Origin of the sequence: Helicobacter cinaedi CCUG 18818 = ATCC BAA-847 (assembly GCF_000155475.1) — a bacterium.
Taxonomy (GTDB): Bacteria; Campylobacterota; Campylobacteria; order Campylobacterales; family Helicobacteraceae; genus Helicobacter_C; species Helicobacter_C cinaedi.
The window spans coordinates 202283-217691 of record NZ_DS990393.1; the positions used below are offsets into that span (position 1 = coordinate 202283).

At 39.9% G+C, this 15409-nt stretch carries 14 protein-coding genes and 2 tRNA genes; 3 read left to right on the forward strand and 13 right to left on the reverse strand.

Annotated features, from left to right (window positions below; all coding sequences use genetic code 11):
- The first annotated feature begins 24 nt into the window (after positions 1–24).
- Genes HCCG_RS08885 through radA form a run of 3 tightly spaced genes read left to right on the forward strand, consistent with a single transcriptional unit; the run spans position 25 to position 2915 of the window.
- Positions 25–699 (forward strand): TlpA family protein disulfide reductase, encoded by a 675-nt coding sequence (locus HCCG_RS08885; protein ID WP_002957173.1) that lies wholly within the window; start codon positions 25–27, stop codon positions 697–699.
- Complete coding sequence (gene ftsY, locus HCCG_RS08890; protein WP_002957174.1) at positions 696–1568, forward strand: signal recognition particle-docking protein FtsY; 873 nt, start codon at positions 696–698, stop codon at positions 1566–1568. Before HCCG_RS08885 ends, ftsY begins: the two co-directional genes overlap by 4 nt.
- Before the next feature lie 9 nt (positions 1569–1577).
- Positions 1578–2915, forward strand: a complete 1338-nt coding sequence (radA, locus tag HCCG_RS08895) for a DNA repair protein RadA (protein WP_002957175.1) — start codon at positions 1578–1580, stop codon at positions 2913–2915.
- A 23-nt stretch (positions 2916–2938) separates the two neighbouring features.
- Here radA and HCCG_RS08900 read toward each other — a convergent pair whose 3' ends face one another.
- The 13 genes from HCCG_RS08900 to HCCG_RS08960 form a co-directional block, all read right to left on the reverse strand.
- Positions 2939–4435, reverse strand: a complete 1497-nt coding sequence (locus tag HCCG_RS08900) for a Na+/H+ antiporter NhaC family protein (RefSeq protein WP_172580126.1) — start codon at positions 4433–4435, stop codon at positions 2939–2941.
- Positions 4436–4584: 149 nt separating this feature from the next.
- Positions 4585–4671, reverse strand: a tRNA-Leu gene (locus tag HCCG_RS08905).
- 36 nt (positions 4672–4707) lie between these two features.
- Positions 4708–4792: transfer RNA gene (locus HCCG_RS08910), tRNA-Leu, on the reverse strand.
- 38 nt (positions 4793–4830) lie between these two features.
- A complete protein-coding gene (locus HCCG_RS08915) occupies positions 4831–5169 on the reverse strand; it encodes a F0F1 ATP synthase subunit C (RefSeq protein WP_002957177.1) in 339 nt (112 codons plus the stop codon).
- A 97-nt stretch (positions 5170–5266) separates the two neighbouring features.
- A complete protein-coding gene (locus HCCG_RS08920; RefSeq protein WP_002957178.1) occupies positions 5267–7381 on the reverse strand; it encodes a polyribonucleotide nucleotidyltransferase in 2115 nt (704 codons plus the stop codon).
- Entirely contained in the window at positions 7368–8042 is a 675-nt protein-coding gene (locus HCCG_RS08925; protein ID WP_002957179.1) for a phosphoribosyltransferase, read from the reverse strand. The genes HCCG_RS08920 and HCCG_RS08925 overlap by 14 nt, the downstream gene beginning before the upstream one ends.
- 9 nt (positions 8043–8051) lie before the next feature.
- On the reverse strand, positions 8052–10244 hold the full coding sequence (locus HCCG_RS08930) for an LPS-assembly protein LptD (protein ID WP_002957180.1): 2193 nt from the start codon (positions 10242–10244) through the stop codon (positions 8052–8054).
- The gene (locus HCCG_RS08935) at positions 10241–10714 is read right to left on the reverse strand and encodes an RDD family protein (protein WP_014666359.1); all 474 of its coding nucleotides are present in this window, start codon (positions 10712–10714) and stop codon (positions 10241–10243) included. The genes HCCG_RS08930 and HCCG_RS08935 overlap by 4 nt, the downstream gene beginning before the upstream one ends.
- Positions 10711–11991, reverse strand: a complete 1281-nt coding sequence (gene purD / locus HCCG_RS08940) for a phosphoribosylamine--glycine ligase (protein ID WP_002957182.1) — start codon at positions 11989–11991, stop codon at positions 10711–10713. Before purD ends, HCCG_RS08935 begins: the two co-directional genes overlap by 4 nt.
- Positions 11992–12300: 309 nt before the next feature.
- Positions 12301–13038: a tRNA pseudouridine(38-40) synthase TruA gene (truA, locus tag HCCG_RS08945; RefSeq protein WP_002957184.1), complete on the reverse strand. Its 738-nt coding sequence runs from the start codon at positions 13036–13038 to the stop codon at positions 12301–12303.
- Entirely contained in the window at positions 13038–14057 is a 1020-nt protein-coding gene (locus tag HCCG_RS08950; protein ID WP_050754591.1) for an LptF/LptG family permease, read from the reverse strand. Before HCCG_RS08950 ends, truA begins: the two co-directional genes overlap by 1 nt.
- Positions 14050–14715 carry a prepilin peptidase gene (locus tag HCCG_RS08955; protein WP_002957186.1) on the reverse strand — a complete coding sequence of 222 codons (666 nt, stop codon included), beginning with the start codon at positions 14713–14715 and terminating at the stop codon, positions 14050–14052. Before HCCG_RS08955 ends, HCCG_RS08950 begins: the two co-directional genes overlap by 8 nt.
- 24 nt (positions 14716–14739) lie before the next feature.
- Positions 14740–15372: a protein-L-isoaspartate(D-aspartate) O-methyltransferase gene (locus HCCG_RS08960; protein ID WP_002957187.1), complete on the reverse strand. Its 633-nt coding sequence runs from the start codon at positions 15370–15372 to the stop codon at positions 14740–14742.
- Between the last annotated feature and the right edge of the window lie 37 nt (positions 15373–15409).

The window sequence follows — 15409 nt, forward strand, 5'->3', positions numbered from 1 at the left end:
AAACCTATACTTTGGAGAGAAGCAATGCAGTTTTTACAGATTCTACCAAGACAATCTCATCTTAAAACTTTGCTTATATGTGTGGTAATGGCGGTGTTTTTGAGTGCGTGTAGTGATGAGGCTGATAGGGACAAAGATGTCTTTGGTTTTGAGGGCGGAGGGCAAGATAAGATTCTCAATATTGAAGTTACAAACACGCAAAATGAATCTTTGAAGTTTAAAACAAACCAAACTCAAAGCGTGTTTCAAACCAAAGATGAGCGTCCAACCTTGCTCTTTTTTATCTCCAAAGACTGCACACAATGCCAAGATGAGCTACTCCATATCCTTGATTTACACAATAAATACCAAGAGTTTATATCCATTGTTGCCATTAGCCCAAAAGAAGATTTACAAGCCTTGCAAGATCAAATCAATGCTATCAATCCAAGATTCAAGCTTTATGCCCCAAATGACGATAAGAATCTGCTAAACTTCCTAAGCAAAGATGAAAAGCAAAGCTACATAGCCCTATATGATAAGCAAGGCGAGAAAGTGATTGACTATGTGGGATTAGTGCCTGAAGAGATGATAGAACTTGACATACGCTATCTTATCCAAGATAAGCTTGATGCTAAAGCACAAGATGAGATTGAAATCCTTGATAATATCCCGCAAGAGCAAGATTCAAATCCAACCCAAACTCAAGAGCAAAAATGATTTTATCCCTAAGTAAAACCCTCCAAAAAACCACACAAAATATCGCCTCACTGCTTGGCTCAAAAAAGGACAAGTTAAGCAAAGATGAGCTAGAAGAGATTTTGATTGAATGCGATATTGCATACGAGCTTGTAGAATCTATTTTAGATTCTCTGCCTCCTTATGTCTCTAAAGACGCACTGCATAAAGCCCTAATCGCCCTGCTTGAAATTGAATCTTCCCCCTTACTAGAAAATGCAGATTCTATCAAACCTCTTGTTACATTAATCGTTGGTGTAAATGGGGCAGGCAAAACCACAAGCATTGCTAAACTTGCCAATCTCGCACAAAAAGAAGGCAAAAAGGTAATGCTGGCTGCAGGAGATACTTTCCGAGCAGCTGCCATTGAGCAAATTAAGCTTTGGGGTGAAAGGCTTAGTATTCCTGTGATTGCCACACAACATATGCACGACCCAAGTGCGGTTGCCTTTGATAGCATTAATTCCGCTTTAGCAAGAAATATTGATGAGCTTTACATTGACACCGCAGGGCGATTGCATAATCAAACAAATCTCAATAATGAGCTTTTAAAGATCGTGCGTGTCTGTCAAAAAGCCCTACGGGATTTGCCTTTGAGAAAATTCCTTGTGCTTGATGGCACACAGGGAAGCTCCGCGATTAATCAAGCTAAGGCATTTTCACAAAATATTACATTTGATGGCATTATCATCACAAAGCTTGATGGCACAAGCAAGGGAGGGGCGATTTTTAGCATTGTAAGTGAGCTTAAAATCCCCATTTGTTTCATAGGTGTGGGCGAAAAGGCTGATGATTTATTGAAATTTGACAAACAAGAATATGTGAAGATTCTGCTTGATAGTATTTTTTAAGGCTTTAAGGTGGCAAAAAAAAGTGTAGTTTTTGAATGTCAATTTTGTGGTTGGCAAAGCCCAAAGTGGCTTGGAAAATGTAGCAGTTGCGGGAGTTGGGATAGTTTAGTTGAGCTTAAAGGTGAAATGAAAAAATATAGCCTTGCAAGTCAAAATCACAATCCCACAACCCACGCTATTCCCATTACAGAAGTTCAATTTGAATCTATTCAGCATTTCACTTCCTATGAAGAAGAGCTTGATATTGTGCTTGGTGGGGGCATTGTGCCCGGTGGGCTATACCTTATCGGTGGCAGTCCGGGTGTTGGCAAATCTACACTTTTATTAAAAATTGCAGGAAATTTAGCAGAAAAATCAGCCCTTAAGATTCTCTATGTGAGTGGGGAAGAGAGTGCTGGGCAGATTAAAATGCGTTCCACTCGGCTGGGTGCTGTAAGTGAAAATCTCTTTTTGCTCAATGAAATTGATTTAAGTAGCATTACACAAGCTCTAAATGAGCGGAAATACAGCCTATGCGTGATAGATTCTATCCAAACGATATATTCCCCGGAAATCACTTCCGCACCCGGTAGTGTTTCACAAGTGCGTGAAGTTACCTTTGCACTTATGCGGTTAGCAAAGGAGCGAAATATCAGCATTTTTATCATTGGGCATATCACAAAGGAAGGCTCCATTGCCGGACCTAGAATCTTGGAGCATATGGTAGATTGTGTGCTGTATTTTGAAGGTGATCCAAGCAAAGAACTAAGAATGCTAAGGGGCTTTAAAAATCGCTTTGGCACAACAAGTGAAATTGGAATTTTTGAGATGAAAGAATGTGGGCTTGTGAGTGCCAAAAACGCTTCAAGGCTTTTTTTCAATCAGCGTTCAGCCCAAGCTGGAAGTGCTGTGGCTGTGCTACTTGAGGGGAGTAGAGCTATTATCATTGAGATTCAAGCCCTTGTGAGTGAATCTGCCTATCCTAAACGCTCTTGCACAGGCTTTGATACTAACCGCTTGAATATGCTTTTAGCTCTTTTGGAGCGAAAACTTGATATGCCACTTGGACGATATGATGTATTTGTCAATGTCGTAGGTGGCATAAAGATAAGTGAGCCAAGTGCGGATTTAGCCGTTATTGCAAGTATTGTCTCAAGCTTTAAAAATCGTCCGCTTAGTCCTAAAACTGCCTTTGTGGGCGAAGTTTCACTTGTAGGCGATATACGCGAAGTTAGCAATATTGAGATAAGGCTAAAAGAGCTAGAAAACTATGGATTTGAAAAAGTTATCCTTGCTAAAAAGCCCAAAAATACCACAATCAAATGCTTTGAAGCAAACGAGGTAAGCAAGATTCTAGAGTGGATGTAGAATCGGCCACGCCCCCCCCCCCATTATGTGTTTTGTATAATCTCAATATCCCCACCATAGAATCTTTTAAGCACATAAAAAATACCGCCAAGCAACACAAAACCCACGCAAAAAGCAATCAAAGTGCTTTGTGTTAAAGCAAGTAGCACAAAGCTTACCCCCGCGCACAAAGCAGCAATGCTGGTATAAGGAAACTGCGTAATAAAATGGCTTTGCACAGAGCAGCCAGCCCCCACAGCAGAAAGAATGGTCGTATCTGAAATGGGCGAGGTATGATCACCATAGACTGCACCCGATAAAATAGCTGATAAAGCCAAAAATGCACCCTGCGTCATCTCACCACTACCACTTTGGAGCGTTACTTCCATACCAATGGGTAGCATAATGGCAAATGTCCCCCAGCTTGTGCCAGTGCAAAAGGCGATAAAAGCAGAAATAAGGAATAAAAACACGGGCATAAACACCATCATATCAGCACTTAGCACATCTTTTGCCACATTTGCCAAATACACGCCTGTTTGGATATGATTCTTTATCACCGGTCCAATCGCCCACGCAAAAATCAAAATTAAAATCGCACCAAACATACTTTTTGCCCCAAACCAAAAAATGCTAGGATACTCTTTAGATTCTATAATCCCAAGCGTCATTAAAAGCGTAACCACAAGTGCAAATGCCCCACCGCAAAAAAGTGAAAAAGGCGTGTCCGTGTGAGATAGCATAGCGATTAGCCCACTCTCTCCATCTTCTAGCCCTTGAAAACCTGTATAAAAAATCATAAAACAAATACCTACAATAAGGGCGAGAATCGGCACGATGAGATAAATAATAGCACTTTTGCGTTGAAAAATATATGTCCCATTTATTTTAGAATCTTGTGCTTTAGAATCCTGCATACCCACATTGACATTATTCCGCATTACAGGCAAGTTCACCCGCCATATAATTGTCAAAACAACAGCAATCAACGCAAAAAAAGCATAAAAATTATTTGGAATGCTTTGCAGTAGCACCATAAAAGGCTCTTCAATGCCCTGCTTACTTAAAAGCCCTATGTTATAAGCCCCCCAGCTTGAAAGCGGTATAAGAATACAAATGGGTGCCGAAGTAGAATCAATAATATACGCCAAACGCTCACGGCTAGAGTGAAAGCTATCATTGAGTGAGCGTGAGATTTGTCCAACGGTCAAGGCATTAAAATAATCATCAATAAAAATCACTACTCCAGCAACAAAAGCTAGAAATTCCGAGCCTTTAGCGGTTTTGATATGATTCCTAGCCCATTTTACAAACGCCCCAATCGCCCCACTATATAGAATAATCTGCGTAATCACGCCTAAAATAATCAAAAAGGCAAAGATAAATGCCCCGTCCCAATTTATACCTTCATCATAAAACACGCTACTTATCGCCTTACACACAAAGCTTAAGGATTCTAAAGAAAAGCCATAAAGCATAAGTCCGCTTAAGCATACGCCTAGAAAAAGTGAAAGCACAACGCGTCTTAAAAGCACAACCATCACAACCACAAAAAGTGGCACAACAAGGCTAAGGACAGAGTGAGCAAAACCAGATTCCAATAATATATCCTTTAATCACCAAAATAATATCATCTATAAAAGCCTGAAAAATCATAAACTATAGAGATTTAATAAAGTCTAGGTATTTATGGTGCCGAAGGTCGGACTCGAACCGACACAGGGTTGCCCCTACTAGATTTTGAGTCTAGCGCGTCTACCAGTTTCACCACTCCGGCAAATGATAAAAATAACAAGAAGTTGATTTTAAAGTATGGTGCGCTGAGCGAGACTTGAACTCGCACGGGTCGCCCCGCCACCCCCTCAAGATGGTGTGTCTACCAATTCCACCACCAGCGCACAATGCAGATTCAAAAGTAGAATCTGCATAAGTTAGACTATATTGCCAACACAGCTCCGCTTGGAAGGAAAGGATTTGCATATATAGCAACAAGTGCTAAAACCAAAGTATAGATAACTTGTGCTTCAATCAACGCCAATGCAATAAACATTGTCCCAAGCAATTTACCGCTGATTCCGGGATTACGAGCTGTTCCAGAGATTGTCGCAGCTGCAGCGTGTCCCATACCAATAGCACCACCAAGAGCCGCAATGCCCAAACCAATCACAGCACCACCAATTGAATATGAAACAACCATACTCAATCCCATATCATTATTCTCCGCACCAAATGCGAAACCAATCATTCCTAAACACAAAAGAGCTAAGAATTTCATTGAACACCTCTTTACAAAATCTCAAAGTCTGTTCGGATCTGTCCCCTACTTGACACTTTGGAAGCGTGATTATGCCTAAGCTTTAATAAAAAAAACATTAAACTAAGCCTAACTCCACCTTGCCCTTATTGCGGGAGAGAATCTCGCACTCTAACTCACTTTTGCCTTGCAACACACTATGAATGCTTTCATTCTTATCTTTAATAATTTTGCTGATATGCAATAGCCCATCACCACCACGCGGCAGCTCCACAAATACCCCAAAATCCGCAATTTTCTTTATCTTCCCAACAAATCGCTCACCCACATGATAACTCTCCCAATCTACCCTATCACTTTTAGCTCCACTTACAATCTCTAGGATAAAAGCCTTGGCTTTAGCAAGATTATCTTCATTACTTGCACTCACATTCACTATTCCGCTTTCACGCTCCAAATCAATACTCACTTCAAATCGCTCAATAATATCCTTTATCACACGCCCACCTTGCCCGATCACTTCAACAATCTTATGTGGGGCAATCTTAAAACTTTCACTCTTTGGCAAGATAGAATGATTTAGCACAATCTTTGCCCTAGCTTCCTCCATAATGCCTAGAATCTGCTCCCTTGCTTCCTTTGCTTGCAGTAAAGATTCTTCTAAAATCTCTTTTGAAATGCCACCAAGCTTAATATCCATTTGCATTGCACTTATGCCCTTATATCCACCAGCAACCTTAAAATCCATATCACCATCGTGATCTTCTAAACCACTAATATCTGTGAGTATAGCGTATTTCTCCCCCTGTGTTACTAGCCCCATAGCCACCCCCGCTATAAGAGAATCTACCTGAACCCCACACGCACATAATGCCAAAGATCCGCCGCACACACTCGCCATTGAGCTTGAGCCATTAGATTCTAAAATCTCTGACACTAAGCGGATTGTCCTATCCTGCGAAGTAAGGCTAGATTCTAAAGCGCGTCTAGCAAGATTGCCGTGTCCTAGCTCTCTACGCCCTACACTGCCTATCATACTTGCTTCGCCAACGCTGAATCCGGGGAAATTATAATGGAATAAAAATCGCCGTTTTAACGCATTCTTACTACCTAACATCTCATAGCTTTGTGCGTCATTCTCACTGCCAAGTGTCGCACTCACAAGGGCTTGAGTTTGCCCGCGTGTGAAAAGCACACTGCCGTGAGCAAAGGGCAGAATATTTGTCTCTATACTGATAGGGCGAATATCCTTTAAGCCCCTGCCATCAGCCCTAATAGCAGATTCTATAATCATCTCACGCACAAGCTTTTTCTTATACGCCTTAATATGCTCTGTGGCGATTTTCTCTTCTTCAATGCCACACTCACGCATTGCCTGTTTGATAATGGAATGAAGCTGCATTTGAGATTCTGATTTAGCTAAAAATGTGATGGCTTCTAAAATTTGGCTATGGTAGTTTTTAGCAATTTTTTCTAATAAATCAGTGTTAAGTGAATCTTGACTTAAATCAATCGCAAGGCTTTGCTTTTTATAAGGGGCAAAATATTTGTGATAGCTCTGTGTCGCCCTGTCTATATAACTTTTAGCAGATTCTAAAGCAAGTATCATATCCCTTTCACTAAGTTCATTTGCCCCTTTTTCACTCCTAATACTTTTCATTTCAATCATTAATAGCTCATCACCCCTGCCGGACACAAACAAATCAAGCTCGCTTTCACTCATCTGCTCCATTGTGGGATTTAATACAAACGCTCCATTTTTACGCCCGATTCTTACCCCACACACCGCATTGTCTTTTAAACTCTCTAAAGGCAGGTTTGAGACATATAAAGCTGCCGATGCGGCATTAAGTGCATTGAGCTGCAAATCACTCTTGCCATCATAGCTTAGCACCCAAATAACAATTGAAGTAATATGCTTATAGCCTTTGGGAAAAAGCGGACGCAATGTCCTATCAATGAGCCTAGAAGTGAGAATCTCAAATTCACTAGGTTTGCCCTCTCGCTTCACAAAACCGGGGGGGAATTTATTACTCGCATAGGCTTTTTCAATGTATTGCACACTTAAGGGCAAAAAGTCATCATCATATTTGTTATTCTCTTCCGCACACACACTTGCTAGTAGCACACTTCCGCCGTTTTGATACAGCACACTGCCATTTGCTGCCTTTGCCATATAGTTAAAAGTATAGCTCTCATTTAGATTCTCATTTTGTATATCAATGCGTTGCATTTGTCTCCTTTGTTGTAGTTTGGCTTAGAATCTCTTCAAAACTCTCATCATCTATGGGCTGAAGAGTGGGAAAATAATGTGTCGTAGAAACATAGTTTTCAAGCGGATAAGGGCAACATACATCATCGCAAATCTCGCTTAAAAACTCATAAATATTTTTAGGCATCACAGGTGCAAGCACACAAATACTTTTTGCTTTTAAGTTCATACAAGTTTTTATCGCCACACCTATACGCAATCCCGTCTCAATCCCCAAATCAAAAAGCAAAATATCTTTACCCGCAAATGAGCTAATCCCCTCTCCTTTTCGCAGCTGATACCGAGCGGGTAAAATCGCCTCTTCATATTGCCTTTGTGCCTCCCCATATACATAATCAAGGCTAATACCAAAAGCACTCACTAGCTCTTCATTTATCACGATCTCCATATCCTCGCTTACCACTGCCACAGGGCATTCAGGATTGAGTGGGGAAGGGATAATCTGTGTAAAAAGAAATGCCATAGGGACTTTAAGCTTGTTAGCCAACACACTTGCAAAGCCCACACCCTCCCTACCAATAGCGACTAAAATTGCATTCTCTAGGTTAAGATTCTTAATATGTATCACATCAAGCAAAGGTGGCAGTGCATCTTGGGCTTGAGAAAATATAATCTTTTGCACCTTTCCTCCTTATTCTTTGAATCTATAAGTAAAGCCCGTGTTTGCCAAAGGCACAAAACGGAACTCAATCTTTACATATTGATTTTTAATTGGCGTAATTTGATTATCTGCTGTAAGTGTTGGGCGGATATCTTGAGCAAATTTCAAAGCCACACCAAAACACCGAATGTCTTTGGAGATTGTAACATACCAATCCTTTAAATACCCAAGTCCCACATCATAGCCCACATTCGTATTTAAACGAAAATAGCCAAAATCATAGCCCAATGTCCCACGAGCAAAGCCTGTATTGCCCTGTGGTGAATACAAACCAGAGCTTAAATATAATGGATCAAGCTTAAAATAATAAGTGAGATTAGAATCTAGCCCCCATTTGTTAAAAGATGCATTAACTGAAGCTTCGCTGATTGTTTTTCTTATATATGAATAAAACACCGAACCGCTAAAATTTAACCCATCAAGTGGGGAGAATCCCAGCTCATTGCGTAAGACTTGAGAGCTATTTAAAAAACTATCTTGCATAAACAATCTCTGATACATACGCCAATAGAAAAGCTCCTTGCCATTTTTACCATAAAAGTATTGTGAAAATTTCAAATCCACTTTATGCTTATTTTTCACAACATCAACAATATCACTTGGATTCCAAATCACAGCAAGTGCCTCTTGTGGTAAGCCCTGATTAATAAGCTCATTATACGCCTCATATCTATCATCATTCACGGCTTCAGAAGTGTATTTATACAACGCGCCACTAAAAAGAGCCTCAAAATGCAAGGAGTGAAAAAAATGCTTATATGGACGCGCAATGTCAGAGTTAATCGAGACATTATAACTGCTCACGCTGTAATTGATATTTTTCCCTAATGGCTGTTTTAAAGCGTCAGTTAGCCCTTGATAATCTTGCAAGGACACAGAAGTCGCATAAGCATCTATATTTGCCCCAAGTGATATATAATCGTTGAGTATTGGTAGAGCTAAACCGATAGGCAAAGACATTGTATTTTGAAAATACCCATAGCCTGAAGGTCGCGTAATATGCTTACTTTGAAAATCAAAGGTATAAAGCAGATTCCTAAAAAATAGAGAATCTGTGTAGTGGTGGTAATGCAGTTGCGGTAGGGCTTGAAAAGTTTGACTATTATCCACCTTAGATAAGTCAAGGTAATATTTAAAATATGTCCCAAAATAGTGTTTGTTGGAATTAAGAAAATAATTCACACGAGATTCATATAAACGCGTATTAAATGCGGCATTAAGGCTTCTTAAACGCATATACTCTAAATCATTCATATAAGTAATATCAGCAAAAAACCCGTCCGTTATATTGTCATTATTCCTTGCAAAGATTCCCTGTGTGTCATATTTAAAAGTCCCACCATAAATGTATTTATTTTTAAGGTTATATAGCGTTGTGTATTCATCTGTATTTTGAAAATAACGCGTTTGTAAAATGGCAACCTTATTATCCCTATCAGCAAAGCGAAACTCTAAATCCCCTCCAGCCCCACGCTGTGTCCTTATCTGTGGGGCGATTGTCATATCCCAGCGATCATATGGTGCAATAAAAAGAGGCTGCATATACATAAAGCCTTGCTTATTGCTTAAAGACATAGTGGGGGTGAGCAGACCGCTTTTCCTTTTATTGCCCGTTGGTGCGACAAAATATGGCAGATAAAACACCGGCACTGCCCCAAGATAGAATCTAGGATTCCACACGCTCATATATTCTTTATCTGTATTGTATGTGCCGGAGCTTACATTCATATGCCATAATGGATATTGTATATCGCAGCCTGAAATCACACCATTTTTGAAGTGATATTTGCCATCTTGCCCCTCACTTTGCTTTGCCATAAACCACATTCCAACGCCACTTTGCAAATACACATTTGACATCTGCGTGTGCTTATTATCCATATTCACATCTACTTGTTCCACATCTAAATACACTACATCGCCTTGATAGATTTTAGCTCCACCTTCTAAATATGCTTGTCTAGTTTGTTTGTTGTAGATAATTTTATTGGCGACCATATATATATCACCATAGAATAAAAACGCATTGCCCCTAGCCGTTACAATATCACCACTCGCACTGACATTATCAGCGGACAAATCAAACTTATCTGCCTTTTGTGTAGCGTGTAATACGCCTACTAAAACGCATAGCAAGAATCCAAAAAAAATAGATTTTTTCAATAGGCAATCACCAAAGTTTTAGCGATTCTATCGTGCAGTGTCCGCACAAACCTATCAGCAAAACCAAACACATAAGTGATAAAAAGCAAACTCTCACCCACATACTTCCCACACGCGCGAAGCAAGGCAGATATAAAACTTGGTTTATCAAACAAATCTACACTCACAACTTTAATCTTACAAATAATCTTACCAATACTACTTCCATAATACCACACAAAAAAAGTATCATAACTGATTTTTAAAATCCACACCTGCCAAGTGAAAGCCATTACAAAAGCTCTCACACTCTCATAATCCACATTACCAGAAGAATCGCTCATTTGTGAGAGTGTATCTAAATGGATAAGCGCAAAAATAAAAGAGAGTAAAAATACATCAATAAACCACGCTAGAATCCGCAAACTCCTATCAGCTATCCTAAGATTCTCCCGCTCCAAAATTTCTAAGAGCTTTTCATCATTATTCATCTGCCTAATGCCCTAAATGCAATATCATCTCTAAAGTGCATACCTTTAAAAGAAATATGCTTCATAATTTCATAAGCATTATCTCGTGCTTTTTCTAAACTCTCCGCTAACCCTATAGCGAGTAGCACACGCCCACCACTTGCTAGAATCTCGCCAGATTCTGCTTTACTCACTCCCGCATACACAATATGCCCTAGATTTTTATCAAAATCTTTTACAGCAATAGGCACAGCAGGACTTGACTTATAAGGATAGTCTTTTGATGAAGCCACCACGGCTACAGCACATTTTTCAATCATCTTGCATTCAAGCTCTGAGATTTTCCCATCAATTGCGTGAGTTACAATATCAAACAATGGTGTCTCTAGTAGCGGCATTAGCACTTCACATTCAGGATCGCCAAAACGCACATTAAATTCAAGCAAGTATGGTGTCAGCTCATTATCCTTCTCACACACCATAATCCCGCCAAAAAGCACCCCCACAAATGGACTTCCCTGCTTACGCATCATATCTAGTGTAGGCGCGATAATATCTTTCTTAATCTTTTCAAGCAAAGATTTATCGCATAAAGGTGTAGGTGTATAAGCCCCCATACCACCGGTGTTTGGACCATTATCACCTGATAGTAACCGCTTGTGATCTTGACAGGCTGGAAGCATAATAAAATCCCTGCCATCACTTACGGCAAAAACGGATAGCTCATAGCCATCTAAATATTCTTCAATCACTACACGCATTCCAGCATTGCCAAACGCCTTGCCGGAAAGCATTTCCTTTGTATGAGCAATAGCTTCATTATGACTAAGGGCTATAACAACACCTTTTCCTGCACATAATCCATCAGCCTTTACCACAATCGGCGGTGTGAGCGTGTGGATAAACTCACTTAAAGCATTAATATCATTGGACTGCATATATTTTGCTGTTTTGATTCCTGCTTGTGAGACTAAATCTTTCATATATGCCTTGCTAGATTCTAACCTAGAAGCCGCTAGAGATGGACCAAACACACGCACATTATGTGCTATCAAAAAATCACTTAGCCCCTCACTCAATGGTGCTTCAGGACCGATAATCACAAGTGTAATATTGTATTTTTGTATAGATTCTAAAATATCTGTATGTTTTGTAGCGGGGATATTGACACCTAGTGCGTGTGTGCCACCATTGCCCGGGGCAAAATACAAGCATTCCACTCTCTTATCATCTTTTAGCACAAGTCCCATAGCATATTCTCGCCCGCCATTACCGATAATCAATATATTCTCTCGCATACTTTTTCCTTAAAGATTCTAAAACCCCCAAATGAGCGTTACCCCATTGTGCGTAGCCTAAAAAAGCCACAAACAGAGCTAAGAGAATCTCATTAGGCGACAAATCCTAACCACGCAAATGGCTCAAGCAGAAACACCGACACACAGAAATTACTACGATTAGCTCAAAAATCTTTTAGTAACAGACTAGCGATATGAAAGGAAAGACGCGTCATCTAGGTTGGGCGACATTATAGCAAATGAGTTTTAAAAGAATACTAAACCAAACTGATTAGGGGCGTGTAATTAAACCTTTAAACTTTTAAGATTCTATTTTTTTATTTTGCTATACCCCACACCACAAAGATATAAGCCATTTGGGCTTATGGGGAAGTTATAATGTCTTTTTTTAGCTTGAATCTGCTCTTGCAGACTTTCTAAACTTAGCTCACCGCGACTTACGCTTAATGCCGCACCCACCATTAGTCGCACTTGGGAACGCAAAAAGCCATTGCCCTTTATATACACAATATCTAAGCCCTTATGCTGATAGCTAAAAATTCTAAAAATATCACGGATAGAATCTTTTGTAAAAGAGCCATTTTTCTTAAACAAAGCAAAATTATGCTTCCCCTTAAACATACTCAAAGCAGATTGAAACAACGCCCTATTGCCTATTTTTTCATAGCTCACATAGGCTGATTGAAAAGGACTTGGAGCGTGAGAGCTAAGCAAAAAGCGATAAGCTCGCCACAAAGCGTGGAATCTTGGGTGAAAATCTTCATTCACTCTTTCCAGTCTCCGCACCGCAATATGCGGATACAATTTAGCATTCAGCAGATTCTGCAAGGTGTGGCTATCCTCAAAATGCCTAGATTCAAAGCTAATGACCTGCCCTGTGGAATGCACACCCTTATCCGTGCGTGAAGTCCCTAGAATCTCGCCCCTTATCCCCACACGCGAAAATCCATCTTGCAATGCTCCCAGCACACTTGGCTTATGCTTTTGTAAGGCAAAGCCATAAAATGCACTGCCATCATAGGAAATCACAGCCTTGTATCGTGGCATTAATAAAACCTTGCGATAAATTTTTTATACAGAAAAAATCCGCCAAAAAACCACAAAATCGGTATGCTTATCATTCCAACAAGGGCAAAATTATCCGAAGCGATGTACATAAGCACAAAATATAACGCCACAGAGCCAATCACATAAAAATACGACATATTAGATCGAAATCGCGGATTAGCAATGCCAAAAAGCGGAATTAAAAAGATAGAAACTAAAGGAAAAAGTGAGACCATTACAGCTTGAGCGAGTTTGCGGAGTTTTTGGCGAGATTCAAGGCTAAAGGCTTCTTTCCAATAGGCTATCAAGTCATATCCGCTAAGCTGTGGCTCACTAACATTTTGTCGCACACTCATTGTATTATAATCCACCCTTTTTATCTCCTCGGGTGCGGCAAAATAGGCTTTGCCCGATGTGAGATTTAGCTCAAACAAGCCTTGATTATTATTTGTTTGCCCAGATTGCGCGACAATAAAAGTATCGCCCTCAAAGCCATTTTCCGAAAATAGCACGAGATTTTGATATTTGCGATTATCCACACTATCCACATACACAAGCCAATCACCAAGCTTTTGCCCAAACTCACCGGGTTTAATATTTACATCAATATCCGCCTTTTTTTGTGCTACAAAATTTTTAGACGCACTTGTGGTTAAAGGCAGCAAAATAAATGAAAATACAAATAAAACCAAAGTGGCAAGAAGCGTAATAGGCAAAAAAAATCGCACCATATCAAGTGGCTTACTCCCAAGTGAAAAGCACACCATAAGCTCATAATCATACGCTAGACGCGAGATTCCAAGCACAAGTGCGGCAAAAAAGGTAATAGGGATAATAAAAAACAGACTACTTGGGATAAGATACATAAATAATGTCCCTAAATCTAAAAAGCTCATTTTCACTACATAAGTCCGCCCAGCTATGTCAATGAGCAACACCACAGAAGCGATAAAAAACAGCACGAGAAAAAATGGGAAAAAAATCTGTGCAAAAGAGCTAAAAAGATATTTTTTAAGCATTGCCAAGATTCTCGCTCATAACAAAATGTAGCCATATAAAATTCAGCAAAACACCCACAAAAATAAAAAAACAAAATGGAAGCTTAAGATTCACAAGATTTACTTTGTAAAATACCCTTAAAACAACCGCATAAAAGAGTGCGACAATACTACCTAAAAATACAGCCACAAATGCATCAAGCACCCCAAAGGCAATGCCAATAGAGCTTAGCACAATTATATCTGCCTCCCCGATAATATCCTTTTTCGCCATAGATTGATACATAATTTTGAGTGCAAAAAATACTCCACCAACGCCAAAGCCAAGTAACACCCTTTGTATGAAGCTCTCTTGCATAAACATAGAATCTAAAAAAGCAAACACTACACACACTAAAAGCAGTAAAAAATTTAGCACATCAGGCAAGGCAAGGCATTGGATATCAATGAGACCAAGTAACAATAAAAGCATAAGCACCACATAAACCGCCCCAGCTTCAAGCCAATAAAGCATTGCAAGTGAAAAAATAAACAACAGCATAAAGTAGATTCTATACCGAGTGGAAGCAAAAGTCGCTCTAAGCAACGCGGAAAAATGCGTATAAGTGCCACTATACAAATGAATAAGCAATACCCCAATAAAAGCATAAAACAAAGAAAGAGAGATAAAGCCTAGCATATTTTTACCCCTTTTGCCCCAAAGCTACCTTACCACACCATTTTGCACATCAACAAATAAGCACTCCCCAAGGCTTTCACCCTTATCTAAAACCCCTTTAACTTTTCTAAATCGCTTGATAATCTGTCGCCCCCCATCAAGCATAGGTGCGACAATAGTGCCACCATCTTCAAGCTGATTCACAATCCCTTGTGGAATCTCTCTCGCACACGCTGAAAACAATATTGCATCAAAAGGGGCATATTCCGCCCAGCCCTTTTGCCCATCATCGAGTTTAACAAAGATATTATGCACTTGTAACGCCCTAAAACGCTCCCTTGCTTCACTTAAAAGCTTATCAATGCGTTCAATGCTAAAAACCCTGCGAAACATTTTTGATAATACCATTGCTTGATACCCACTCCCACAGCCAATCTCCAGCACAGAATCTCCACCATTTGGAGCGAGATATTCCGTCATTTGAGCCACGGTCAAAGGTGAGCTAATCCATTGTGAATCTACCATTGGCAAAGCATTAATCTCATAAGAGAGATGAGCAAAAGCAGGAGGGACGAATATTTCACGATTAACGCTACTTAGGGCTTGTATAACTTTGGGCGATAATGGGAGTTTTGCCTGTATCTCATCACACATTTTTTTTGCTAGTTTTCTATACATAGTCCCTACACGCTTTCCTTACACACTGCCCTGCTTA